Origin of the sequence: Rhodococcus sp. 4CII, from assembly GCF_014256275.1 — a bacterium.
GTDB classification, from domain to species: Bacteria; Actinomycetota; Actinomycetes; order Mycobacteriales; family Mycobacteriaceae; genus Rhodococcus_F; species Rhodococcus_F wratislaviensis_A.
In genome coordinates, this window is sequence record NZ_JACCFE010000002.1 from 138,404 (window position 1) to 161,319 (window position 22,916).

22 protein-coding genes and 4 pseudogenes are annotated in these 22,916 nt (G+C 66.0%); 15 read left to right on the top strand and 11 right to left on the bottom strand.

Annotation, left to right across the window (positions count from 1 at the left end):
• Positions 1-202: 202 nt before the first annotated feature.
• Positions 203-472, bottom strand: a complete 270-nt coding sequence (locus H0B43_RS42765; RefSeq protein WP_185729610.1) for a hypothetical protein — start codon at positions 470-472, stop codon at positions 203-205.
• A gap of 74 nt (positions 473-546) precedes the next feature.
• On the opposite strand from H0B43_RS42765, the gene ygiD reads away from it, so the two are divergent.
• Both ygiD and H0B43_RS41235 read left to right on the top strand, forming a co-directional pair.
• Positions 547-1,392 (top strand): 4,5-DOPA dioxygenase extradiol, encoded by an 846-nt coding sequence (gene ygiD, locus H0B43_RS01480; RefSeq protein ID WP_185730148.1) that lies wholly within the window; start codon positions 547-549, stop codon positions 1,390-1,392.
• A gap of 295 nt (positions 1,393-1,687) precedes the next feature.
• Positions 1,688-2,126, top strand: a pseudogene (locus H0B43_RS41235) (amidohydrolase); the annotation flags it as partial.
• A 562-nt stretch (positions 2,127-2,688) separates the two neighbouring features.
• On the opposite strand, the gene H0B43_RS01490 reads toward H0B43_RS41235, so the two are convergent.
• The 7 genes from H0B43_RS01490 to H0B43_RS01520 all read right to left on the bottom strand — a co-directional run bounded on the left by H0B43_RS01490 (position 2,689) and on the right by H0B43_RS01520 (position 11,791).
• Positions 2,689-4,014 (bottom strand): MFS transporter, encoded by a 1,326-nt coding sequence (locus tag H0B43_RS01490; protein ID WP_185729608.1) that lies wholly within the window; start codon positions 4,012-4,014, stop codon positions 2,689-2,691.
• Between the two features lie 53 nt (positions 4,015-4,067).
• Positions 4,068-5,528 carry a benzaldehyde dehydrogenase gene (locus H0B43_RS01495; protein ID WP_185729607.1) on the bottom strand — a complete coding sequence of 487 codons (1,461 nt, stop codon included), beginning with the start codon at positions 5,526-5,528 and terminating at the stop codon, positions 4,068-4,070.
• A gap of 239 nt (positions 5,529-5,767) precedes the next feature.
• Positions 5,768-6,955 carry a CaiB/BaiF CoA-transferase family protein gene (locus H0B43_RS01500; protein WP_185729606.1) on the bottom strand — a complete coding sequence of 396 codons (1,188 nt, stop codon included), beginning with the start codon at positions 6,953-6,955 and terminating at the stop codon, positions 5,768-5,770.
• Between the two features lie 85 nt (positions 6,956-7,040).
• Complete coding sequence (locus tag H0B43_RS01505) at positions 7,041-8,222, bottom strand: mandelate racemase/muconate lactonizing enzyme family protein (protein ID WP_185729605.1); 1,182 nt, start codon at positions 8,220-8,222, stop codon at positions 7,041-7,043.
• A complete protein-coding gene (locus tag H0B43_RS01510; protein ID WP_185729604.1) occupies positions 8,219-9,475 on the bottom strand; it encodes a CaiB/BaiF CoA-transferase family protein in 1,257 nt (418 codons plus the stop codon). The genes H0B43_RS01505 and H0B43_RS01510 overlap by 4 nt, the downstream gene beginning before the upstream one ends.
• On the bottom strand, positions 9,472-10,659 hold the full coding sequence (locus H0B43_RS01515) for an acyl-CoA dehydrogenase family protein (RefSeq protein WP_185729603.1): 1,188 nt from the start codon (positions 10,657-10,659) through the stop codon (positions 9,472-9,474). Before H0B43_RS01515 ends, H0B43_RS01510 begins: the two co-directional genes overlap by 4 nt.
• Before the next feature lie 208 nt (positions 10,660-10,867).
• Entirely contained in the window at positions 10,868-11,791 is a 924-nt protein-coding gene (locus H0B43_RS01520; protein WP_185729602.1) for a LysR substrate-binding domain-containing protein, read from the bottom strand.
• Between the two features lie 673 nt (positions 11,792-12,464).
• Between H0B43_RS01520 and H0B43_RS01525 the strand changes: the two genes are divergently transcribed.
• From H0B43_RS01525 to H0B43_RS41240, 12 genes and pseudogenes are all read left to right on the top strand, one after another.
• Entirely contained in the window at positions 12,465-13,517 is a 1,053-nt protein-coding gene (locus H0B43_RS01525; protein WP_185729601.1) for a hypothetical protein, read from the top strand.
• 292 nt (positions 13,518-13,809) lie between these two features.
• Positions 13,810-14,316 (top strand): hypothetical protein, encoded by a 507-nt coding sequence (locus tag H0B43_RS01530; protein ID WP_185729600.1) that lies wholly within the window; start codon positions 13,810-13,812, stop codon positions 14,314-14,316.
• A gap of 508 nt (positions 14,317-14,824) precedes the next feature.
• A complete protein-coding gene (locus H0B43_RS01535) occupies positions 14,825-15,187 on the top strand; it encodes a Tn3 family transposase (protein WP_185729599.1) in 363 nt (120 codons plus the stop codon).
• Positions 15,188-15,346: 159 nt separating this feature from the next.
• Entirely contained in the window at positions 15,347-15,925 is a 579-nt protein-coding gene (locus H0B43_RS01540; RefSeq protein ID WP_185729598.1) for an RNA polymerase sigma factor, read from the top strand.
• Positions 15,922-16,623: a Rieske (2Fe-2S) protein gene (locus H0B43_RS01545; RefSeq protein ID WP_185729597.1), complete on the top strand. Its 702-nt coding sequence runs from the start codon at positions 15,922-15,924 to the stop codon at positions 16,621-16,623. Before H0B43_RS01540 ends, H0B43_RS01545 begins: the two co-directional genes overlap by 4 nt.
• An 86-nt stretch (positions 16,624-16,709) precedes the next feature.
• A complete protein-coding gene (locus H0B43_RS01550) occupies positions 16,710-16,916 on the top strand; it encodes a hypothetical protein (RefSeq protein ID WP_185729596.1) in 207 nt (68 codons plus the stop codon).
• Positions 16,917-17,117: 201 nt separating this feature from the next.
• Positions 17,118-17,624 (top strand): cupredoxin family copper-binding protein, encoded by a 507-nt coding sequence (locus H0B43_RS01555; protein WP_185729595.1) that lies wholly within the window; start codon positions 17,118-17,120, stop codon positions 17,622-17,624.
• 44 nt (positions 17,625-17,668) lie between these two features.
• Entirely contained in the window at positions 17,669-18,586 is a 918-nt protein-coding gene (locus H0B43_RS01560) for a metallophosphoesterase (RefSeq protein WP_185730147.1), read from the top strand.
• A 101-nt stretch (positions 18,587-18,687) separates the two neighbouring features.
• Positions 18,688-19,083: a hypothetical protein gene (locus tag H0B43_RS01565; RefSeq protein WP_213015357.1), complete on the top strand. Its 396-nt coding sequence runs from the start codon at positions 18,688-18,690 to the stop codon at positions 19,081-19,083.
• A complete protein-coding gene (gene tatB, locus H0B43_RS01570) occupies positions 19,080-19,655 on the top strand; it encodes a Sec-independent protein translocase protein TatB (RefSeq protein WP_185729593.1) in 576 nt (191 codons plus the stop codon). Before H0B43_RS01565 ends, tatB begins: the two co-directional genes overlap by 4 nt.
• 69 nt (positions 19,656-19,724) lie before the next feature.
• Positions 19,725-19,991 carry a Sec-independent protein translocase subunit TatA gene (gene tatA / locus H0B43_RS01575; RefSeq protein ID WP_185729592.1) on the top strand — a complete coding sequence of 89 codons (267 nt, stop codon included), beginning with the start codon at positions 19,725-19,727 and terminating at the stop codon, positions 19,989-19,991.
• A gap of 70 nt (positions 19,992-20,061) precedes the next feature.
• Positions 20,062-20,178 (top strand): annotated as a pseudogene (locus H0B43_RS41240) (twin-arginine translocase subunit TatC); the annotation flags it as partial.
• Here the strand turns inward: H0B43_RS41240 and H0B43_RS01580 are convergent.
• Together H0B43_RS01580 and H0B43_RS01585 are read right to left on the bottom strand one after the other, a co-directional pair.
• Positions 20,178-20,625 (bottom strand): annotated as a pseudogene (locus H0B43_RS01580) (Tn3 family transposase); the annotation flags it as partial. The pseudogenes H0B43_RS41240 and H0B43_RS01580 overlap by 1 nt on opposite strands.
• Positions 20,626-20,968: 343 nt before the next feature.
• Positions 20,969-21,118 (bottom strand): hypothetical protein, encoded by a 150-nt coding sequence (locus H0B43_RS01585; RefSeq protein ID WP_185729591.1) that lies wholly within the window; start codon positions 21,116-21,118, stop codon positions 20,969-20,971.
• A gap of 475 nt (positions 21,119-21,593) precedes the next feature.
• Between H0B43_RS01585 and H0B43_RS41245 the strand changes: the two are divergent.
• A pseudogene (locus H0B43_RS41245) lies at positions 21,594-21,868 on the top strand (hypothetical protein); the annotation flags it as partial.
• Here the strand turns inward: H0B43_RS41245 and H0B43_RS01590 are convergent.
• The gene (locus tag H0B43_RS01590) at positions 21,854-22,843 is read right to left on the bottom strand and encodes an alpha/beta hydrolase (RefSeq protein WP_213015028.1); all 990 of its coding nucleotides are present in this window, start codon (positions 22,841-22,843) and stop codon (positions 21,854-21,856) included. The pseudogene H0B43_RS41245 and the gene H0B43_RS01590 overlap by 15 nt on opposite strands.
• Positions 22,844-22,916 lie beyond the last annotated feature (73 nt).

Consider the following 22,916-nt stretch of genomic DNA (forward strand, 5'->3'; position numbering starts at 1 on the left):
CGCCGTCGAGCACCTCAGGCGGGGTGTAGTCCGCTGATCCGGTGAGGATGCCGGTGGCGGTCGCGAAGCCTGCCCACGACGTGCCCGATCCCGCAGTCGGTGAACTCGGGCTCGCCGTAGTCGGTCAAGCAGGATAGTCGCCGGTGTGACGTCGCGATGACGGTTCCGAATCGATGCGCCGTCTCCCCCGCGCCGTCCATCGTTACCCCGAGCCGTACGCCTCGCCCAGGGGCGATAGAACATCGATGGAATCCTTTGGGTGATAGGGCATTACAAAGTTCTGACGCCCGGTCACCCAGCCCATCGCACACTGTTTCCGGAAGAACGGTGCCCGGCTCTCCTTGTCGAGTTCGACGGTGACATTCACCGCCACCGTGCGAGCCAGCGCGGTCTGGGTCAGCGAGAAGACCATGCCGAAACCGTCGCGTGCGCGTACGATCGCGCCATCCTCACTTCCTGCCGACACCACCATTACCGTGCGCACCGAACCCCACGAGGAAGGCCACGACCGTGAGTACAGAGACCACCAGGGGTTCGACATCTGTCATGCCGGCCGCGTTCATCGGCCACGGCAACCCGATGAACGCGTTGGACGTCAATCGTTACACCGCAGCATGGAAGGCGTTCGGAAATGCGGTGCCCCGCCCCCGCGCCATCCTGGTCGTCAGCGCGCACTGGTACATCAACGCGACCGCCGTCACCGCCATGCCCCGCCCGCGGACCATTCACGACTTCTACGGTTTTCCCAACGAACTGTTCGACGTGCAATACCCCGCACCCGGGCTGCCCGAACTGGCCACCGAGATCAGCGACGTCGTCCACCCCACCTGGGTGGGCGCCGACCTCGACAGCTGGGGCATCGACCACGGCACCTGGTCCGTACTCGTGCACGCCTTCCCCGACGCCACCATCCCCGTCGTGCAGCTGAGCATCAACGCCGACAAACCCCTGGACTACCACCTGGGGCTCGGCGCCAAACTGGCCCCTCTGCGCGAGCGCGGTGTGCTCGTGGTGGCCAGCGGCAACGTCGTCCACAACCTGCGGAGCATGAACTGGAGACTCGCCGATGACGGATACGACTGGGCCCGGCGCTTCAACGACGATGCCAAGGCCGCCATGCTGACCGACCCCACCGAATTCGCCTCGCTCGACGCCCACCGTGACTTCGCCAAGGCCGTACCCACGCCGGATCATTTCATTCCCGCCCTCTACCTCGCGGGGCTCGCGGACCAGTCCGCGCACCCCGGCGTCGATATTCTGGTCGACGGCTACGCATACGGTTCTCTGTCGATGACCGCGTTCACCCTCGGACTCTCCTGCCCGACCATCCCCGGCCCCACCGGATCATCCCTGCCACCGGGCACATTCCCACCAGACTCGTCGAACATCTGACTCCTGCCCCGGACCCACCGGACGGCGCCGGGGCGGACCGCCACCGCCCCCGCCTTGATCGCTGCCGCCGCACCGCCTCTGGCACCCATCTCAGTACTCGTCGCCCCGGACGCCACCGGCAGCGCGCGGTGATCGGCGCGCGCCGCAACCGGTGGTGGTGACGGTACGTGTGCTTCGCAGTCCACATGTCCGGGTTGCCCATCCGCACGGTGTCACCCTCCACCGTGTCTGCAGGAGATGAGTCGGCGAGGTGGGGCGAAGGATCCTGCTGCGCTGCTGCACGTCTCAGGCGTCCATCCTCGATGCCATCCGCCGCATCGTCACCGCCGAATGCCAGGCCTCCAGGTCACCCAAGGATCCCGACTTCGACGTCGTCGACCACTTCCCCGCCACCGACAACGACCCTGCCACCACCGCGCGGGCGGCGCATTCGACGACCACTTCGGCGGCGACCGGACCTTCGACCTCCCCCTGCAGACCGCAAGTGAGGACTTCAGCGACATCCCCACCGCCCTCGGCGCCCCCTCCACGTACTGGGGCATCGGCGGCATCGACCCCGACACCTACCGCAACGCCGAGACCGCCGGACGCGTCGACGACGACATCCCGGTCAACCACTCCCCCACTTCGCACCCGTCATCCAACCCACCCTCGACACCGGAACCCAGACCCTCACCGTCGCCGCACTCGCCTGGCTCGCCCTGCCCCGATCACTGCCACCGGATCGTGCATGAAAGGACAGACGAAGGCCGCCTCCTGACAGGCTGATCCTCGTGAGCGGGTGTGTATTGCACCAGTCCGGTTCGCGGTAGCCGGGTCGTTCCCGCCGCATCGCACGGGCGCCCAATCGCAAGGAAACCGCCGTGGACGTCTGAGCCGAAGCCGGTACTTCACAGCTGAACGTGCACCTCGAGGCTCTACGGTGCTGGATCCGCCGAACGGAACCGGTCAGCGAGCCGAGAGTCGTTGCACGAATCCCAAACCTGACCGAAGCTTCCGGGAGCGACAGGTTTTCGGTGGTTCCAGCTCTGGCCGTCCGATCGCCAGTCATGCTCGGAAAGTGCTGGAATCAGGCGGTGACGATCGGCAGATCGACTCATCTTTGCCTCGTGCCCCGTAGGGCTTGGGTGACCGAGTGTTCGACCTCCGCCGTTCGCGGTTGGTCAATGTCCGGGCGGTGTTGCTCGGCGGGCGCGGACACGTGGCGCTCGACCACGGCCATCATGAGGCCGCTGTAGCGGTGGTTGGCCGGGCACCCCGGATCGGGGTGCCCGGCGTGCCGTGGCCAAAGTGTCGTCACGCGCTCAGGTCAACGTGCTTGCTCTCGCTGACGAACAGAATGAGGATCACGGCGCTCATGGCGCACAGGGCGACGAGATAAACGATGACGCTGGTGATCGTGCCAGACCCGGCGAACAGGGAGGCGACGATGACCGGGGTAAATCCTGCACCGAGCAGACTGCCGATCTGGTAGCCGAGGGACGCGCCGGTGTAGCGGGCTCGGGTGCCGAACTGTTCGGCGAGGAATGCCGGCATAGGTCCGAACGTAAGCGATTGCAGCACTGAGCATGCGATCAGGAAGGCAAGCACGACGAGCAGGAAGTTACCGGAGGACGCGAGCTGAAACAGTGGCCATGCCAGCACGACCATGCCGGTGAATCCGGTCAGCATGATCGGCTTGCGGCCGAATTGGTCTGAGAGTTTGGCCGCGCCGAGGATGCCGAAGATGGCGAAGAATTGGCAGACCGCGAACGCGGTGAGACCCTGCGATCGAGTGACACCGTTCTGTGCGGCGAAGGTGATCACGAATGTCGAGAACAGGGCCTGGATGACGAACGGCGCGGTGCATACCAGACCGGCCAGGATCAGGGTGCGCGGTGCACGCAGGATCGTCACCAGCGGAATGGATTCCTTCGCCTGTGATGTCCTCTCCTTGGCCGCGTGCAGGGCCTCTTCGAAGACCGGGCTCTCGGCGATGCGAGCCCTCACGAACAGACCGACAGCGAGCAGGACCGCCGAGAACAGGAACGGGATGCGCCAACCCCAGCCGAGGAAGTCGTCCTCGGGCATGAGCGCGACCAGGGAGAGCGCAATGGTGCCGAGCACGGCGCCGGTCGGGCCGCCGGCGTTGGTGAATGCGGCGGCGAACCCGCGGTTGCGGCCCTTGACGTGTTCGAGCGACATCAGGGCGGCGCCACCCCACTCTCCGCCGATCGCGATGCCCTGCACCGCGCGCAGGACGATCAGCATTACCGCACCCCAGGTGGGGATGGCGGGGACCAGCCCGATCAGGAAGGACGCGATACCCATGATCGACATCGACCACATGAGCATCTTCTTGCGGCCGACGCGGTCGCCGAAGTGTCCGAACACGATCCCCCCGAGCGGGCGGGAGATGTAGCCGATTGCAAACGTCGCGTAGGAGGCGATGAGCGCCACCCCGGGGTTCAGATCGGCGAAGAATACGGGGCCGAAGACCAGTGAGGAGGCGGTGGCGTAGAGGATGAAGTCGTAGAACTCGACGGTGCTTCCGAGGTAGCTCGAGAGAACGACGCGGCGAATGTCCTTCTGCCGCTGCGCGGGCGCGGCGTCGAGGTCGCGTCCTGGGTCTGCCAGGGTCATGGTGGGTCCTTACTGTGCAAGAAGTCGATGTTAGGCCGGTTGCTGACGGGTGCTCAGAAGGGGTAGGCGGGCACGTCGCGGCTGACGGTGATCCAGCGGGACTCGGTGAAGGCTTCGATGCTGTTGGCGGGGCCGCCGAATCGGGCACCGTTGCCGGAGGCACCGAGGCCGCCGAATGGGATGTTCGCCTCGTCGCCGACGGTCTGGTCGTTGATGTGGGCGATGCCGGTCGGGATCCGGTCGGCGAGGTCGAGGCCCTTGCCGATGTCGCGGGTGAAGATGCCCAGCGACAGGCCGTACTCGGTGTCCGTGGCCAGCGCCACCGCCTCGTCGAGCGTGGAGAACTTCACGGCGGGGGCGACGGGGCCGAACACCTCCTGGGTGTACGCGGGTGCGTGGGTGGGGATGTCGGCGAGAACGGTGGGCCGGTAGAACAGTTGCTCGAAGGTGCCGCCCGTCACGAGGCGCGCGCCGGCGTCAACGGAGGTGGTGACGAGCGCGTGGATCTTCGCGAGCTGGGCCTGGTCGATGATCGGGCCGAGTGCGACCTGTTCGGTGACCGGATCACCGACCGGCAACGCCTCCGCCTTGGCGGCCAGCTTGGCCACGTACTCGTCGTAGACGGATTCGTGCACGATGTGCCGCCCGGTGGTCATGCACACCTGCCCTTGGTGCAGGAAGGACCCGGCGGCCCCGGCCGACACGGTGGCGTCGAGGTCGGCGTCGCCGAGGACGATGATCGCGGAGTTGCCGCCGAGCTCGAGGTGCACCTTCTTGAGGTTGCCGGACGCGGCGGCACCGACGGCCCGGCCGGCCTGGGTGGAGCCGGTGAAGGAGATGACCGGCACCCGCGGGTCCTCGACCAGGGCGGCACCGACGTCGGCGCCCGCAGGCAATACAGACAACACGCCTGCGGGTAGGCCGGCCTGCTCGAAGATACGGGCGAGCGCGACACCGCCACAGACGGCGGTGCGCGGATCCGGTTTGAGCACCACAGCATTGCCGAGGGCAAGGGCCGGTGCGACGGAGCGGATGGCGAGGATGAGCGGGAAGTTGAACGGGGCAATGACCCCGACGACGCCGACCGGCACTCGCCTGGACATACTCAGGCGCGGTGCCTCGCTCGGCAGGACTTCGCCGATCGCGTGCCCGGGCAGCGCCGCCGCCTCGAAGCATTCCTGTGCCGCCACGTGGGTTTCGAGTTGCGCCTTCGGACGCAGTGATCCGGACTCGCGCATGATCCACCGCTCGATCTCGTCGGTGTGCTGCTGCCACAGATCCCCGGCGCGGCGCATGATGGCGGCACGTTCGGTGTGCGGACGCGCGGCCCAGTCGCGTTGTGCGGCGACAGCACGGTCGACGGCGGTACCCAGGTCACCGATATCGGCGAGGCCGACGCTGCCGAGAGTGGCACCGGTGGCGGGTTCGACCACCTTGAGTTCTCCCGCCCCGCCGGGGAGCCAGTCGCCGGCGAAGATCTTTCCTTGCCAGATGGATTCGTCGAGAAGTGCCATCAGAACTCCTTGTGTGGGGCTTGGGATGAGGGGAAGCGAAGTGATGGTCGCGCGGGCGGGTCGCCGCCGTTGTCGGGCGAGGGAACCGTGCGTGGGCGTCGGCCGGGCATGAGGGGGCGATCATTCCGGGCGCAGAAGGTCGATCGGATGGGGCCCACGAAGTATGGGGCACATCACAATGCCGTGAAAAGCGTTATTAGTCGTTGATATTCCACGGTTCTACTCAGCGATGGTGAGGGTCACCGCGGGTGAGACGGATTTGGCGGCTTCTGGACCGTGACGCCGGTCGCCGGGGAGGACGTGGGCATCCCGCCGAGACCCCAGGCGGCCAGGATCTCGGCTCGGTCGTCCTGTCCCGGAACGGGCGGTGGCGTCGGGATTCCTGCGGGTGTGCGTGAGAACCTCGGTGCCGGAGCAGGTTCCGGCTCTCCGTTTCGATCGAGGAACGTGCCGCGCGCGACGAGGTGCTCGTCTGCAGGCGCCTCGGTCATCGACAGTATCGGTGCGACGCAGGCGTCCGTGTCGCGGAAGACCGAGGTCCACTCGTCGCGGGTGCGGGTGGCGAACTCGGCCGCGAAACGCTCGCGCAGCTCCGGCCAGCGTCGGCGGTCCCACTGGTCAGGGAGGTCGCCGGATCGGTCCAATCCCAGACCGGCCAAAAGGTGTGTGTAGAAGGGTGGCTCGAGCGCCGCGACGGCCACATGCTTGCCGTCCGAGGTCGAGTAGACGTCGACGAATGGGGCGCCGGTGTCGATGAGGTTGGTCCCCCGTTCATCGTTCCAGGCACCACCGGCAAGCATCGAATACGGGTTGGCCATGAGGTGCGCGACGCCGTCGACGATCGCGGCATCGACAACCTGGCCGCGGCCCGATCTGTTGGCCTCCCACAACGCGGCGAGGATCCCGGCTACGAGATACATCGCCCCGCCGCCGAAGTCACCGACCAGGCTCAGTGGCAGCTGCGGTGGTCCGCCGGCCCGGCCGATGGCGTGCAACGATCCGACCAGTGCCTGGTACGTGGGGTCGTGGCCGGCGCGCTGCGCGAGCGGCCCGGTCTGACCCCAGCCCGTCATGCGGCCGTAGACGAGCGTGGGGTTGCGCTGCCAGCAGTCGTCTGGCCCGAGACCGAGTCGTTCGGTCACACCGGGCCGGTAGCCCTCGACAAGGACATCGGCTTTACCGATCAGGTCGAGCACCATGTCCAATCCGGCGGGGTCCTTGAGGTCGGCGCTGATCATTCGCTTGCCGCGTTGGAGAGTGTCCAGCGACGTGTCTATCGGCATGGTGAACCCTGCGCCGGTGCGTTCGATGCGCACGACGTCGGCGCCCTGGTCGGCGAGGAACATGGCGGCGAACGGCGCCGGGCCCAGCCCGGCCAGTTCCACGACCTTCAGTCCCACTAAGGGTCCTGTGCGGTGCTCGGTCATCGTCAGCGTCTCCTACAGCATTCTCGGGGTGTGCCGCCGACACACACGGGCCCGCGGCACACCGAGCCGGGGGCGGGCAGAGGGGTTACACGCGCGCGAGGTCGCCGATGGTGACTGTCTGTTTGCCGGCGGTGATGTGCGTGTCGATGAAGTCCTGGTTCAATTCGATGCCGTAGCCCGGACCCTCGTTCGGGTAGAGCTTGCCGTCCTTGAAGATCGGCACGTTGCGCGCGATGTCCTGGGTGATCGTTTGTTGATCGTTTTCCCACTGGTTGTTGATGATCAGCGGGCCGAGGTTCTCGTGGGTGAACTGCGACGCCCAGTTGTTGGCGATCATCAGGTGTGCCGACGGGCTGGCCTCGAGGCCCGAGCCGATCATGCAGCCGCTCATGACTGCCATATCGGCCAGGCGGGCCATGGTCAGCCAGCGCTGCGCCTTGAGCAGACCACCCGCCTTCTGCATCTTGATGAACAGGCCGTCGGCGGCGCGGCGTTCGATGATCTCCCGGATGTTGTGCAGTTCCTGCGCGGACTCGTCGGCGAAGACGGGGGTGTCGATCCGGGTGCGCAGGCGGGCCATTCCTTCGATGTCCCAATGCGGCACCGGCTGCTCGATGCACTCCATGCCGTACCGGTCGAGTCGGCGCATTGCCTTCAGTGCTTGGTCATAGTTCCAGAAACCGTTCGCGTCCACCACGATCCGTGCGGAGTCGCCGAGTGCGGCGCGGACCTCACGCACGTTGTCGACATCGTGGTCGGCGTTTCCGTCGGACTTGAGCTTGATGAGGCAAAATCCCCGCTCGTGGGCCTGTACGGCCTCGGCGACGACCTGGTCGACGGGGCCGGCCGACGCGACCCAGCCCTGCACCGACGCGTCGGCATTCTTCCCGCCGAGCAGCTGATACACCGGCACCCCGAAGGCCTTGCCCTTGAGGTCGTGCAGCGCGAAGTCGACGAGGGCTTTGGCCTGGTTGTTGTCGCGGACGAAGGTGTCCATCTGGCCGACGATCTTCTCGATGTTGAGTGGATCCTGGCCGAGGAGGAACGCCGGTGCGATGTGATGCGCGATCATCGCGATCATGGATTCCTGTGTTTCGCCGCGATACCAGGTGGAGGTGTCGCCGGAATCGCCGTAGCCGACGATGCCTTCGTCGGTGTGCAACTTCAGGAGCACCGAGTGGATGTGGGTGATCCTGGTTCCCGGCATCAGGAACGGTTTGATTAGTGGCGTCGAGACGGGGATCAGTTCGATCTTGGTGATGATCATGCAACGGGCTCCTGAGAAGAAGGGATGACGATGGCACCGGCGTCGACCAGGACGGTGAGGTCGGCGGTGTCGAGACCGGACTCGCGGAGGATCTCGACGGTGTGCTCACCGATGAGGGGGGCGCGACGGTCGATGGCGCCGGGAGTGTGGGAGAGCTTGGCTGCGATGCCGGGAACTGTGACGGTGCGGCCGCTGGTGGGATGGGTGACCGTTGGCAGCATGTCCCGGGCTCGAAAATGCGGGTCGGCGAAGATGTCGGCGGCGTCGAGGATCGGGCCCAGCGGTACCGTGCCGCCGAGCAGTTCGATCAGTTCGGCGACCGTGTGCCGTTCGGTCCAGGCATTGACCACCTCGTAGACGGCGTCACGGTTGATCCACCGGTCGTGGTCGGTCGCGAACCGAGGGTCGTCGATGAGTTCCGGCTGTCCCATGACCGCGGCGAGCTTGGTCCATTGCGGGTTGTGCGGGGCGCCGAGCGCGACGACGCCGTCCTTGGCGCGGACGGTGTCGAACGGCGCGAAGCCCTGCAACTGGTTGCCGATCGGCCCGGGAACCTGACCGGTATGGCCGTAGGTGTTGACCACAACCTCGGAGATCGCCAGGACCGCGTCGGCCATCGCGACGTCGACATACTGCCCCTGGCCCGTGCGTTCGGCATCGCGCAGCGCGGAGAGGATCCCGAACGCGGCGAACAGGCCTGGAACAGTGTCCCCCACACCGGAACCCACGCGTACAGGATGATCGGAATCGGCACCGGTGATGGACATCAACCCACCCATCGCCTGCGCGACGATGTCGAACGCCGGCCAGTCCCGATACGGGCTCACGCCGCCGGCCTTGTCACCGAAGCCACGGATCGACGCGTACACCAGGCGGGGGTTCCGGGCAATCAGGGTGTCGTAGTCGAGTCCGAAGCGTTCCATGACACCAGCACTGAAGTTCTCGACGAGGACGTCCGCGTCGTCGATCAGCCGCAGCAGCACGTCCCTGGCTTCGGGTTTCTTCAGGTCCAGCACGAGCGACCGCTTGTTGCGGTTGGCCGACTGGAATACTCCGCCGTAGTCGCGGGGCTCGTCAGCAGAGGCGAAGGGCCCGGTGTAGCGGAGGAAGTCACCGCGCGGCGGCTCCACCTTGACCACGTCTGCCCCCTGATCCGCAAGCAGCGACGTGCAGAACGGCCCGGCGAGCGCCTGGGTGAGGTCGACGACACGGACACCGTCGAGGGCGCGGCGACCCGTCTTCGCGGCGCTCACGAGGTGGCCTCCCGCCCGAGCAGGGCGCGGGCGATGACCACTTTCTGGATCTGCGGGGTGCCCTCGCCGATCTCGAGTCCGGAAACGTCGCGCAGCATCGCCTGTAGGGGAAGCTCTTCGGCGAATCCGCTGTGTCCGTGTGCGATGACGCAGTCGCGGAGGGTCTGCAGTGAGATGTCGGTGGCGTACAGCTTGGTCATCGCGGCCTCCTTGGTGAACGGTTTGTCGGCATCGGCAAGCGAGAGGGCGCGGTAGGTGAGCCAGCGGGCAGCCTCGAGCTTCGTCGCGTTCTCCGCGATCGGGAACGACACGCCCTGGAACGAGGCGACGGGCTTGCCGAACGCCTTGCGGCTCTTGACGTACTCGATCGTGAGGTCGAGGGCCTTGCGTGCCACGCCTGTGGACATCAGGCCGATGACCGAACGAGTGTAGTCGAATTCGCTCATCACCAGCCGGAAACCGTTGCCGACACCACCGATGACGTATTCGTCCGGGACGAAGACGTCATCGAGGAACACCCCGGCGCGGCCGAGGGGTTTCCACCCGGCGTCCGGGAACTTTTGCATACTCACCCCGGGTGCATCGAGGGGGACGAGGAATGCCGTGACGCCGGACTCTTCGGGCGTAGCGCCGCGGGCTTTGACGAACGTGATCATCGCCTTGGCGTGCGGAGCGAAAGTGATGGAGGTCTTCTCACCGTTGAGTTTCCAGCCGCCGTCGACCCTGTCGGCCTTGGCGCGCATGGCCATCGCGTCTGACCCGCTGCCCGGTTCGGTCAGGCCGAGTGCCACCACGTGGCGGCCCTCGACGATTCCGCGCACCCACCCCTCCGCGACCTCGGGGGCGAGGAACTTCTCCAGCAGTGGGCCGGTGAGATTGTTCGTGTAGGCGAGTTGGCTCGCATAGAAGTTCGCGTAGGCGAGCTCCTCGTGTGCGATGCCGAGGTGGGTCTTGGTCAGTACGTCACCGATACGGCCCATGCCACCGTTCTCTTCCGACACACCGAGGCCGAGCAAACCCTGTGCCGCCATCTTCTCGGCGAGATCCCACGGAAACTCCTCGCTGTGCGCGCGGACGAGGTAACTCTCGGCGTGCGGTGCCGCGAACTCGCGGACCCACTGCGCGAACTCCTCGTGCTCCGGCCGGAACAGAACCGGCGGGTGGTTGGCATCCGGGGATGACATATGAAGGCTCCTCGACGTTGTGGCGGCTGAACCGTGTGGGCTGAAAACCGGCGTGAAGCCGGACCTCAGCGCCTCTTCAGCGCGTTGCAATCGAGTATGTCTGCAGTCACAACCCCAGAAAAGAACAGGAATAGACGCTTTATCATGAGAAAAACTCAAGAATGAGTCCGGTGCGACCATATGCCGTGGTCACACCCCCGGCCCGGCGCTACAGACGCGCGACGCGGTGCGTTGCAAAGGATATGAATTCCCGCACCACCCGGCTGAGCACCACATCGGACCGCCAGGCTATGACCAGGCGGACTGGATCCAGGTCCGGGTCATCGATCGGCAGCAGGACGATCTTCATTCCCCCATAGGTGCGATTGAGCTGCGGCTGGTGCAGCATGATCGTCCACCCCAGTCCCCGTCCGACATATGCTCGCACCGTCTCGTAATTCGCCGACCGGTACCCGATCCGCGGCGTAAACCCGGCGCGGGCGCACACCTGTAACGCATGCGTCGATGCCGGTGGTGCATCGAGTAACACCATCGGCTCATCCTTTACCGCGGCGAGTTCCACCCGGCCTGGTGTTGTAGCGAGCCGATGCCCGGCTGGCACGACGAGCGCCGGTCGACGCGTCATCAACGTCGCCGTACGCAGCGTCGGCGGCAGTTCCAGGTCATAGGTGATCACCGCATCGAGCGCACCACCCTCGAGCCGCGCAGCCAGCTCGTCGGCCATAGCCTCCCGGAACGTAAGCGACACTCGCGGATGTAAGTCGGTGAACTCGGACAACAGCGGCGGCAGGATCGTCGGGCCGACGGTCGCATAACAGCCGATGGCGAGCCTGCCGGCAAGATCGCCGCCTGCTCCCAGCATCTCGTTCTCGATCTCACTCGCCTGCTGCAGCAAGGCTCGCGCCCGGGCCAGCAACGACTCCCCCGCCGACGTGAGCTGCACCCCGTGGGCGCGGCGACGCACGCACAGCTGCGCCGAAAGCGCCTTCTCGAGCTCCGTAACCGCAAGCGACACCGCGGACTGCGATACCAGCAACCGTCCGGCTGCGGCACTGATCGTGCCGGTCTCCGCGACCGCGACGAAGGCGACGAGCTGCCGCATGGTGAAACCCGGCGCCCGGTCAATGCTCATGGTCCGATCATATGGGCGCCTCGAGGCGGCTCCTCGGCAGTCTCACCTCCACCCGATGCCGACCAACATCACCGGCTGGCGAAGCATCATCCGGGGACTCGTCCTGGCTGCACAGATGCTCGGCACCGCGGGCGCGCCTTCGAAGACTGTCCGGCGTTCATCTCGGAACACTCCATGGCCATAACCAAATCTTCGCGGCCGCCACCGCCGGCGGGGAACCGGTGACCGGGGAGCAGCTGAAGCAGCTCACCATCTGAACTATCGCGAGTTTCTCGATCCGCGCCTGCTCGAGAGCATCCCGATCGTCGGGCAGTCGTGGGCACTGCTGCGGGGCACCGGACTCTACCGAGGCGATCGTGTCCACCAATGGCTCCAGGACACGCTCGCGAGTCTCGGGGTCTCGACCTTCCACGACCTGCAGATCGACGACCAGCGTTATTTCTACGAGCCGCAGCTTTCCGCCTCCCAGCAGTGTCCGTTTTAGTAGTCTGCAAATACCATTGGGAAACCTGTGATGACGATTCGTGTAGTGAGACGGGTGGCAGTATGCAGCTCGTAACCGTCATTATCACTGCGGTAGTCAGCGTCGTGTCGACGCTTGCGGCGGTGTTCTTCGGTCCCGCGTGGAAGGATCGGCTGGACGCCCGCCGGGCCACACGTCAACGATCAGATCATGTCATCGCGCAGTATTCCGAACCCGCAGTATTCCGAACCCTTGGCCCGCGCGGCCTTCGAACTGCAAAGTCGGCTGTACAACATCTACAGCCAGGATTTTATGCACTCTTCACGCCTTCCAAGGCAGTACCGCGGATGCAGCACGCTCTGGCTGTTCGGGCAGTTTCTCGCGTGGATTGAGATCGTTCGCCGAGAGATCCAGGTCATCGACTTCGGCGACATTCAAAAGACGACTGAGCTGCAGCGCCAACTCTTCGATGTCGCCGACATCCTGGCTAGCGATGAGCTCGACGATCCCGTCTTTCGGATGTTTCGCGCCGAGCAACGTGCGATTGGCGAGGTAATGGTCGTGGAAAGACTCGCGGCGGGTCAGAGTCGCAACGATAGTGCAGGATATGCCGAGTTCACATACAGGTTGAGAACGGACGACACGTTCAAGGAGTGGTTCTCATCGCTCGATCGTAACGTCGAGGCGTTGATGGGAGGCAAACGCCCCGGTGTGCGAACGGTACTGATCCAGCGGGCGCTCATCGATCTCATAAACTTTCTCGACCCCGACTGGATACGCTTTCCGGATCACAGAGGGCGCGGGAAAATCCCGGTGCCGCAGGACTTCGTCGACATCAAGCAGAGACGTTCGGACAGCGAAGTGGCATGTTTCAGGCTCGAACCAGATCCGCTCACATTCGTTGAGCCCTGGGCGCAACAACACAATCTGCGCCTGATATCTGCTACCGACGACAACAACGAGAACGTGCGAACGACTCTTACACAGTTCGGTCTGCGCCGTCACGATCTGCTCGTCCGAACCGTCCGATCCCAATCGCAACCGTGTGTGGTCGAGATACATGTCGGGCCCCATGATCTCACTCTCCCAGCTGCGCACCCGAGACCGGGCACTTTGGCACTTCGGCCGAAGGAGGTACGCGTTCTCAACGACCTTCTCCGACGTTTCGACCGCCCCGAGTATCCTGAAAGGATTCTTCGACCGCCCCGGGTATCCCGAAAGGGTTTAACCCCATCACTTTTGAACCTGTTCTCTTCTCGCTAGGCGCGCGCGTTACCTCGAACTCGCGCCGCTCGTGGCGAATTTCCTGCGACCTCGCCCTCGATCATCAAGAGCCTTGCGTACCCCGCTGACGAGATGCGGCCCTCCCTCGCGTGTTGTCCTCGCTGAACGTACCGATGGTGCCAGTCACTGTCTGTGCCAATGACGCGATGCCGCCCGGGATAGCTCCAATACGCTGCGTGTCCGCCCGGGAACCGCCTCGGGTGCGGTCCGCACCGAGACGGCTTACCTGACCTGATTGACTTGACCTGCTTGACCGGTGGACGATGGGTGCATGAGCACCCCGTTGCACGACGTCGTGGCCGCCGCGCTCGCTGCGAGCGGTCTCGAGCAGGAGGTTCTGAACCCGGCCGACGCCTCGTACGTCGAGAACGGGATCCGGGGGGTGCTGTCCGGGCTGAAGGCGCGGCGGGTGTGGGAGAACCACATCGGGCCGATCCTCACGCACAAGCAGGTCCTCGAGGTCACCGGCTGGAGCAAGCAGGCCCTGAGCCAGGCGGTCCGCGAGCACCGCGTGCTCCGCTTGGAGGCCGAGGACGGCTCCGCCGGCTACTCGGTCACCGGGTTGAACGACGAGCACCCGGCGCGCCCGATCCTCGGGGTCAAGGACGTGCTCCGGGTGTGGGCGGACGCGGACCCGACCGGCTGGATGACCGCGTCGTGGCTGAGCACCGAGCAACCCGAACTGGAGGGGCGCACCCCCCGCCACGCCCTGCTCGACGGTGATGGTCCGGCGGTGGTCGATGTCGCCCGCGCGGCCACCGGGCGGCTCGCCGCGTGAGTGCACCCCGCTCCGCCCTGCACCTGCTCGCACCCCCCCGACCAACTCCGCGACCGATTCCCCACCCGGCTCCTGCCCGCCGGAATACCGGTGTTCCGGTGCCATGGTGCCGGTTTCGGACCGTGGTGGTTCGGCAGCACCGGTCACGGCCGCTTCGACCTCGCCACCGCACGGGACCTGCCACACCGCCGAATCTGAGCAGATCACCCTGCTCGAAACCTGAGGTGGCATGCGGGTGATCCCGAGCACCGACCCCGGCGGGCACTATCCCGGATGCAGGTCATCACCGACCACCGAGGGGCGGATCTGACGTCGAACGCCGCCGCCCGGTTCGGGGTGACCGCGGAAATCTTCACCACCGGCAACTACCCCCTGCCCCGAAGTCGGGCGCTCACGCGCGTGATCCGAACAGCACTCGCGGTTCCACCCCCGGGGGCGGACCATCCCGCCTACCGGGCCGGCGGACTGCCCGTCCCCGCCCAGCGGCAAGCAGGCCAGCTCATCGGAGTTGAAGCAGTACCTGATCGCGGTGCTGCTCGCCCACTCGACCAACCTGGGACTGACCAAGGATGGCCGACGCCTGCGGCATCTCCTACGACGTGCTGTCCTGGACCGCCGAGTGGTACGTGCGGGAGAGGTTGCGCGCGCGAACCTGGCGATCATCGGCTACCACCAGACGTTGCGGCCGCTCACCCCGATCTTCGGCACCGGCACCCTGTCCTCCTCGATGGGCAGCGGTTCCCCACCCGGGGTGGCGGGTCCGGCCAGTCTGATCCAGGTAGTGGGCACCACAGCATGGGTGTCGGTCACGTGCCGATCGGGAGCGGCGGCAGCTGAACCCGCACGTTCGGCAAGGTCGGCGCCGAGGTGACTTCGCAAAACGGCAAGTCTGGTTTGTTCCGGTTTGGGCGGGGCCGTCCGGGCCGCGGTGGATCCGGGATTTGCTGGATCGGGAGGTGGTGTAACCACCGGCGGTATCTACTTGTAGGCGTGGCGATGCGTCTGCGGCAGACTCGGAAGGCAGCAGGTCATGGAAGGACGGCCGGAATCAGAGCGCCGACGCACCACCGATATCCAGGATCCGACGCCGCGGCGGGGGCTGCAGCTCGTGTCCGGTGACGGATACAGCGGCTGGGAGTCGGTGTATCGAGACAACGTGGGCTGGGTGTACGGCCTCATGTTTTCGAAGGTCGGCAACCGGGCCGACGCGGAGGATCTGACCGCGGAGGTGTTCATGGCGGCGCTGCGACCGTTGCGGATGTCGGCCGGCGTCGCGGAGGTGCGCGCATACCTGCGCGCCACCGCGCGCACCGTCCTGGCAGGCTACTGGCGTACACGGATGGGCCGGGAAATCACCACCATCGTCGACGATATCGCCGACGACCCCGCGGACGAACCCACCGAGAACGCGATCGCGGTAACCCGGGCGCGTGCACTGCTGGACCGGCTCCCGGACCGGTACCGGAGGATCCTGGAGCTACGGTTTCTGCAGGGACTGTCGGTGCGGGACTCGGCCACCGACCTCGGTGTCAGCGTCGCGAATGCGAAAGTATTACAGCACCGGGCCTTGCAGATGGCCGCCCAGTTCAGCGAAGGAGGTGCACGATGACCGGCAGGGATGTACGCCGATACGTCGACGACCTGCTCAACGGTCGTCGGCCGCGGTCGTTCCGGCCCGACGACGACGACGCCGAGCAGATGCGTGCCGCCATCACGCTGAGTTCCGCACGATTGGGCGCCGACACGCCCAGCGAGTCGTTCCTGACCGATCTGCAGCAGCGCCTCGCCGCCGAGATCGACGAACCCGCGCCCGACGGTCCCGGTATCGGCGCGCACTCGACGCGGCGGCGGCAGATACTGATCGGCACCTCGGTCGCGGCGGCCGCCGCTGCCGTTGGCGCTGTCGTCGACCATGCCTTCGTGGGCGGGGTTCAGGCGGAGAGGAACGAGACGGCCGCAGACGCGACACTGGAGCCGACCACCGGTGCGTGGCGTGCGGTCGCCGCGAGCGCCGACGTCCCCGAGGGCGCGACCGTCGCGTTCGATGTCGGCACCATCAGCGGGTTCGTGCACCGCGTCGACGGGCAACCGCAGGCGGTGTCCGGGATCTGCACGCATCAGGGCTGCCGATTGTGGTTGGATGCACCCGCCGAGCGGTTGCGCTGCCCGTGCCACTCGACCTCGTTCTCGATCGCCGGACAAGTGCTCAGCCACCAGCTGCCGGTCACCCCCGCACCGTTGCCGCACCTGCAAATCCGCGAAAACGGTGGCACCATCGAGGTATTCGCACCGACCGAACCGGCCTGACCGCCGACCGTGTAACCCCTCCCGCTACCTGCTAGTGAGACGATCCGCACCCACGGACCGGCACAACAGGGAAACGGCGACCAGTGATGAACGCACTCATCGAGATGTCTCGGCTGGCGATGCGACGCCCTGGCCCGGACACGACTGTCGAGGCGCGGGCCGCATGGTATCGGGCCAAGGGGCGGCTGCTCGAGCACCTCGGCGACGACGCACCCGGCACCGCCAGGCACGCCGCGGTTGCCTACGCGCAGGCCCGATCGTTGTTGGGGTCAGGCGAAGTCGGCGCCGCGTGAGCACCGTCGACGTGTACCCGTCGAGACCGGGGCATGCCGCCCGCGCCCGGATCGGGGAAACGGCGAGGCATCGCCGTTTTCGTCGCCGTCCGGTCCTCGCACCGTCGAGACACACATTCGTCGTGTAACCCCGGTCCGTATCTGTTGGTGACCGACCCGTATCCGTGGGGCGGACCCACCCGGAGCAAAGGACCTGGATCGATGAGACTCTTCGTTGGACGGCGGCATGCGATAGCAGCCGCCATGGCCGCAGCGCTGCTGACGGCGGCCGCGTGCGGCACCTCGGGCTCGGATGCCACGTCGAACGACACTGCGTCACCGACGTTCGTATTCGCTTCCGGTGCCGAGACTCCCGGTATGTCCGGCGGTACGGCACCCGCCGCGGCCCCGAACATGACGGACATGACGGACATGACGGGCATGACGGCTCCCGCGCAGGCGCCTGCCGCGCCGGCGGCGGCGAATGCGGTGGACATCGACAACTTCGCGTTCGCGCCGGCCGCGCTCACGGTCCCGGTCGGGAGCACGGTGACCTGGACCAACAAGGACGAGGAACCGCACACCGTCGCCAGCGGCGACGGCAGCTTCCATTCCCCCGGGATGGGCACCGACGCAACATATTCGTTCACCTTCACCAAGGCGGGCAGCTTCGACTACACCTGCTCGATCCACCCGTTCATGCACGCCACCGTGGTGGTGACACCGTGAGCACCCAGCAGCCCGAACACACCGACCCGCGCGACCCGCACGCGATGACCCGCCGCCAACTGCTCCGGCACACCGCCTGGTTCGGCGCCGCGGTCGGGTTGACCGTCGTCGGCGGTGAGGTCATCTCCCACGTCGCCGGCACCGCGGTCGGCTCGGCCGCCCCGGCCCGCCCGACGCTGCGGTTCGCGCAGATCAGCGACAGTCATATCGGATTCCAGGGCACCGCGAACAGCAACGTCGTCGACACATTCGATCAGGCGATCCGGCAGGTCAACTCGCTGGGCTACACGCCGGACTTCGTCGTCCACACCGGGGACCTCACCCACCTGGCGACCCCGGAACAGTTCGATCAGGTCAAGCAGATGATGACCGGTCTGAACACCCCGCACATCTTCACCGTGCCCGGCGAACACGATTCCACCGACGACGGCGGTCAACGGTATCGGGACGCGTTCGGCACGGGCAGCCGCGGCGACGGCTGGTACAGCTTCGACGTCGCCGGCGTGCACGTCATCGCGCTGGTCAACACGCTGAACCTGAAACAACTCGGCCACCTCGGCCTGGACCAACTCGACTTCGTGAAACACGACGTCGCCAGCCTCTCGGCCGACACCCCGATCGTCGTGTTCAGCCACATCCCGTTGTTCGCGATGTACCCGCAATGGGGGTGGGGCACCGACGACGCCACCCAGGCGTTGAGCTACCTGCGCCGCTTCTCCTCGGTGACCTGCCTCAATGGACATGTCCACCAACTGTTCACCAAAACCGACGGCAACATCACCTTCTACAGCGGCACCACCACCGCGTACCCGCTGCCGAAACCGGGCGAGGGCGGCCCGGACGCCAAACCGACGCCGCGCACGCTGCCCGCCGGGCAACTGCACGCCGCTCTCGGCATCCGGGAAGTCAGCTACCTGCAGGGACAACAGACCCTTGCGGTCAAGGACCAGGCCCTGACATGACCGCGCACACATCCGGGCCTGATGCACCGGCCTCCCCCGACCGGGCAGCGGAATCAGGCGACACCGCGCCACGCCGGTGGATATCGAGGTCCTGGCCGGATCTGTTGCTGCGCATCGGGATCAGTGCGTCCCTCGCGGTCAGTGGCTACATCCACGCCGATCTGTACCGCCACGGCGACCGGCACATCCCTGTCGTCGGGCCGTCGTTTCTGCTGCAGGCCGCCGCCGCGTTCGCGATCGCTGTGCTGCTGCTGCTCGGTGGGCCGTTTCTGTTGCGCCTGGCCGCGGCCGCCGTCGCCGGTGGCGCGCTGGTGGGGTTCGTGTTGTCGCGCACCGTCGGGGTCTTCGGATTCATCGAGATCGGCTGGCAACCCGCGCCGCAGGCCGCGGTCAGTGTCGCCGCCGAAGTCGCCACGATCGTGCTGTGCGCGGCCTCGCTGCTACTACGATGGCGGTCGCGCCCGCGACGGCGGCGGAGTTGGGGGTGGGTGAGATGAGTCGTGTCGATCGCCGCCGGCGCGTGACGACGGCCGGGATCCGGCTCGCGGTGATCCGCCGAATTCGTGGGGAGGCTGATGTTGTGTTCAGCAACATCGGCTGGGACAAGATGCTCGTCCTGCTCGTCGCTGCCCTGGTCGTACTCGGTCCGGAACGGCTACCCGGCGCGCTGCACCAGTGCCTGCAATTCCTGCACCGGGCGCGTGACTACGCCAGCGGCGCCACCGAAGCGTTGCGCGAGGAACTCCGACCCACCTTCGGCGAGTTCCGGCCTGCCCTCGACGATGTCGGGCAGATGTTCCCGCACTCCGGGAGACCACCCGATAGCGCACCGCGCGTCGTTTTCACCGCGCCCAGCGACGAGGACGAGACGGGAATCGCCGGCGGCCACGACCCTCAGACCGAAACAACAGCGCCCGCGTCCGGCGACACCCGCCGAAAGCGACACCGGCATGAGGCCGGTGCCCTCGCAAGTCCTGGACTCGGAGCGGAACCCCGAGAACGCGACTTTCGTCGTGACCCGCCGATCGGTTGGCCTCGTCGACCGCGCACCGTCCCGAGTCGCTTGTAACCTGCGCCCCTATTCACCTGTGAGGGTCGTAACCGTCGACCGGCGGCCGAAATTCTGGGAGGTAGACAAATGGGTGAAATGAGCCCGTGGCACTGGGCGATCGTGATCCTGGTTCTGGTGGTGCTGTTCGGTTCGAAGAGACTGCCGTCGGCGGCCCGCAGCCTGGGACAGTCGCTGCACATCTTCACCAGCGAGATGAAGGAGATGCACGCCGATCCGCGTGCCGCTACGGCGACCCCGCCGACGACAGCCGGATCCTCGCCGCAACGTCCGCCTACGCAGCCCGTACCGACGACCGAACCCACGGGCCCCGACGTCGACCTCGGTCGTTCGTAGCACGATCCGGCGCCGTCCCGGAATGGAGGTCCCACCCGGCCGGCGATGTCGTTGTCAGCAGTGAGGCGAAATGCGCATCCCGTTCGATCCACGCCGCAGCAGGCGCAGAACCAATCCCGACGGCGCCATGTCGTTCGTCGAGCATCTGCACGAACTGCGCATCCGGCTGTTGATCTCGCTCGGCGCCGGGTCGGGGCGGTAGAAGTTCAAATCGTGCCAGTTGCGGATGCGCGGCAGCAGCTCGAACCCGAGCAGCGCGGCGAGCCCGAACACCGGCAGCGACTGGCCTTGCGTGTCGCCGTGGATGGTGTCCGGTTGGACGTCGGACTCGTTGCGCAGCAACCCATCGACGATGTAGACGCTTCCCACGCCCCGCACGGCACGAAGTGGCTGAACAGCGCAATGTAGGAATCGGAACGAACCGGATCGCCAGCCCGCCATAACCGCCGCAGCGGATGTGAGACTCGGCGAGCAGGTTGTTCTCCCAGGTGTCCATCTGCGACCCGTCGACGGCGACGATCTGTCCGTCGCCCCCCATCCCGGCCACGTCCAAGGTGATGAACGCGTTGATCACGTCGGCCGAGCACCGATGCACCTTGTCGGCGGTGGAGTGCTTGTTGCCCGCGGTGTAGAGCGCCCGACCAGCTCCGGGATGTCGTACCCACCGACAACAAACTGACCACTGCGCTCGACGAAACCTCTCCGAGCAGCAGGACCTTCCCGACGAAAAGGACCACCGATGGTAGTCCGTCGTGGGCTTCAACGGCTACGGGCACCGTGGCCGACAGCGGACGGGGCCGGCGGTCCGGCTCGGGCCTGCGGGCGGTTCCCGACGACCCATCGCGAACACCCTTGACTGCGCGAAGGGCTGATCCCGAAAGTGGCTTCGCCCCACGACCCACAGCGATCGGATCGGCGGTTTACGCCAAAGATGCTGGCAAGCAATCCTTTTCGAAGTGCCGATAATTTATGTTATGTCAACTACGCCGCCGGGAGCGTCGACTTTCGCGACTAGCCATGGCTGCGCGGTCACCATATGCGATGCTTGCGCGCATGATGTCGGCCGCGAGCGCATCGGCGATACCGGTGAAGTCGTGCCGGTATGCCTCGGCGGTGTGGGCGGACATGGTACCGCCCCTGGGCCAAGTCATGAATGATTCGAAGGAGACGTCGAGGGGAGTCGGCACGAGTCGATCTCCTATCGGTGGCAGTGGGAAGTGCTCCGCATGCTCACGTCATTTTGCTACATAAAAGCTGTTATCCAGCAAAGTTCCGGCACGGGGGGTTATGAGCACCATGGCCAGGGCGACGACCCCTTGCCACCTCGAGCACCACGACAGATCCGGGAGACGATCATCGATGGACTAGCGACGATCACCGTCCCCGCGGTCAACATTGCGACTGCGTGTACCGCACCGCCGCACAGCACGCATGTGATGTTCGGCGCGGTACCGAACTCACCCTCGACGACATCTTGCGGATGGGGGTTTACAAAGCGCTGATGCAGTCCCGATATCGAATCGCGGAATCTGCGAACTCAAACCTTTCACGGACGCGTCCCGGCGGGCCGACTCGGCATCGCGAACCCGTTGCGCACCTTGACTCGGCGGCGTTTCATCAACCGGACACCGGGTCCTTCAGAGCCACCAGCCTGCCCGGACCCTCGCAACACGGCACGGTGCCCGCACCTGTTCCCTACCAACTCGACCACGGGATCATCCCCCGGGCTGGGGTGGGTCCGGCGCCAACGACGCGGTGTTGTGCCACCAGTGCGACTTCGCCGGCTGCACCAACCCCCAACACCTGCGGCCGGCCGCAGCGAGTACGACCTGCGGCGCCGCAACATTGTCATTCCCTGTCGATCAGACGTGTTTGGCAAGAAAAGGAATGGCTCGATCCAGGATCTGGGTGACGGCCTCCTTCTTGTCGTAGAGGTCGTAGTGGGTGCCTCCGGCAATCTCCACCAGTTCCTTGTCCTTGGACGCGGCGCGACTGTAGATCTCGCGGCCGTCGCGGTAGGCGCCGAAAGCACCAGGGATATCCCCGATGGCGACCAGCAGCGGTTGTGTGAGGAGCTTTTCGGCGCGGTGGAACGCGTCCCAACCGACGGCCTTGGATTGATACGAGAACAATGCTCGGGTGCACCCGTTGGGCTGTTCGCCGCGTGGGGTGCGGTAGTACAGGGTGGCTTCGTAGAGGTCGACCTCGGTCGCGCCGGACTTCTCGGCATCGTCGGGCGAGTCCGGCAGGTAGTTGTTGACCTTGGCTTCTCCGCCGCGGGCCTCGGCGGTGCGCTGCGCGGCCATTTGCTCGAGAGCAGCGACCGGGTCGAACTGAGAGAATTCCTCGTTCATCAGGCGCCCGAAGTTGACGCCGGTCACACTGACGATCGCCTTGAAGCGGCGTTCGGTCATCGCGGAGTTGATGCAGTAGCCGCCGCTGCCGCATACGCCGAGCACGGCGATGCGGTCGGCGTCGATGAAGTCCTGGGTGACGAGGTAGTCCACGACGTGGCTGAAGTCCGCCGAGCGTTGCGTCGGATCCTCGATGAAGCGCGGTTGACCTCCGGATTCGCCCTGGAAGCTGGCATCGAACGCGATCGCGACGTAACCCTCTTTGGCCAGCGCGGCGCCATAGATGTTGCCGGCGGTCTGTTCCTTACAGCTGCCGATCGGATGGCCGCACACCACCGCCGGGTACTTCTTGTTCTCGTCGAATCCGGAGGGGAGCAAGAGATTTGCTGCGATCTCCCACGCCAGAGCCGGCACCCGGACGCTGCGGATCTCTCCGTCATAGCCGGGATCATAGGTCTCGACGTGGCGGTTGCTTCCGGTCTTCTTGCTCTCGGTCATCTCATTCACCCTTCGTCGTTACCAGACAGAGAAACCTGATGCCTTCGTCTACGGAGTGTTTGTCGCCGCTGCC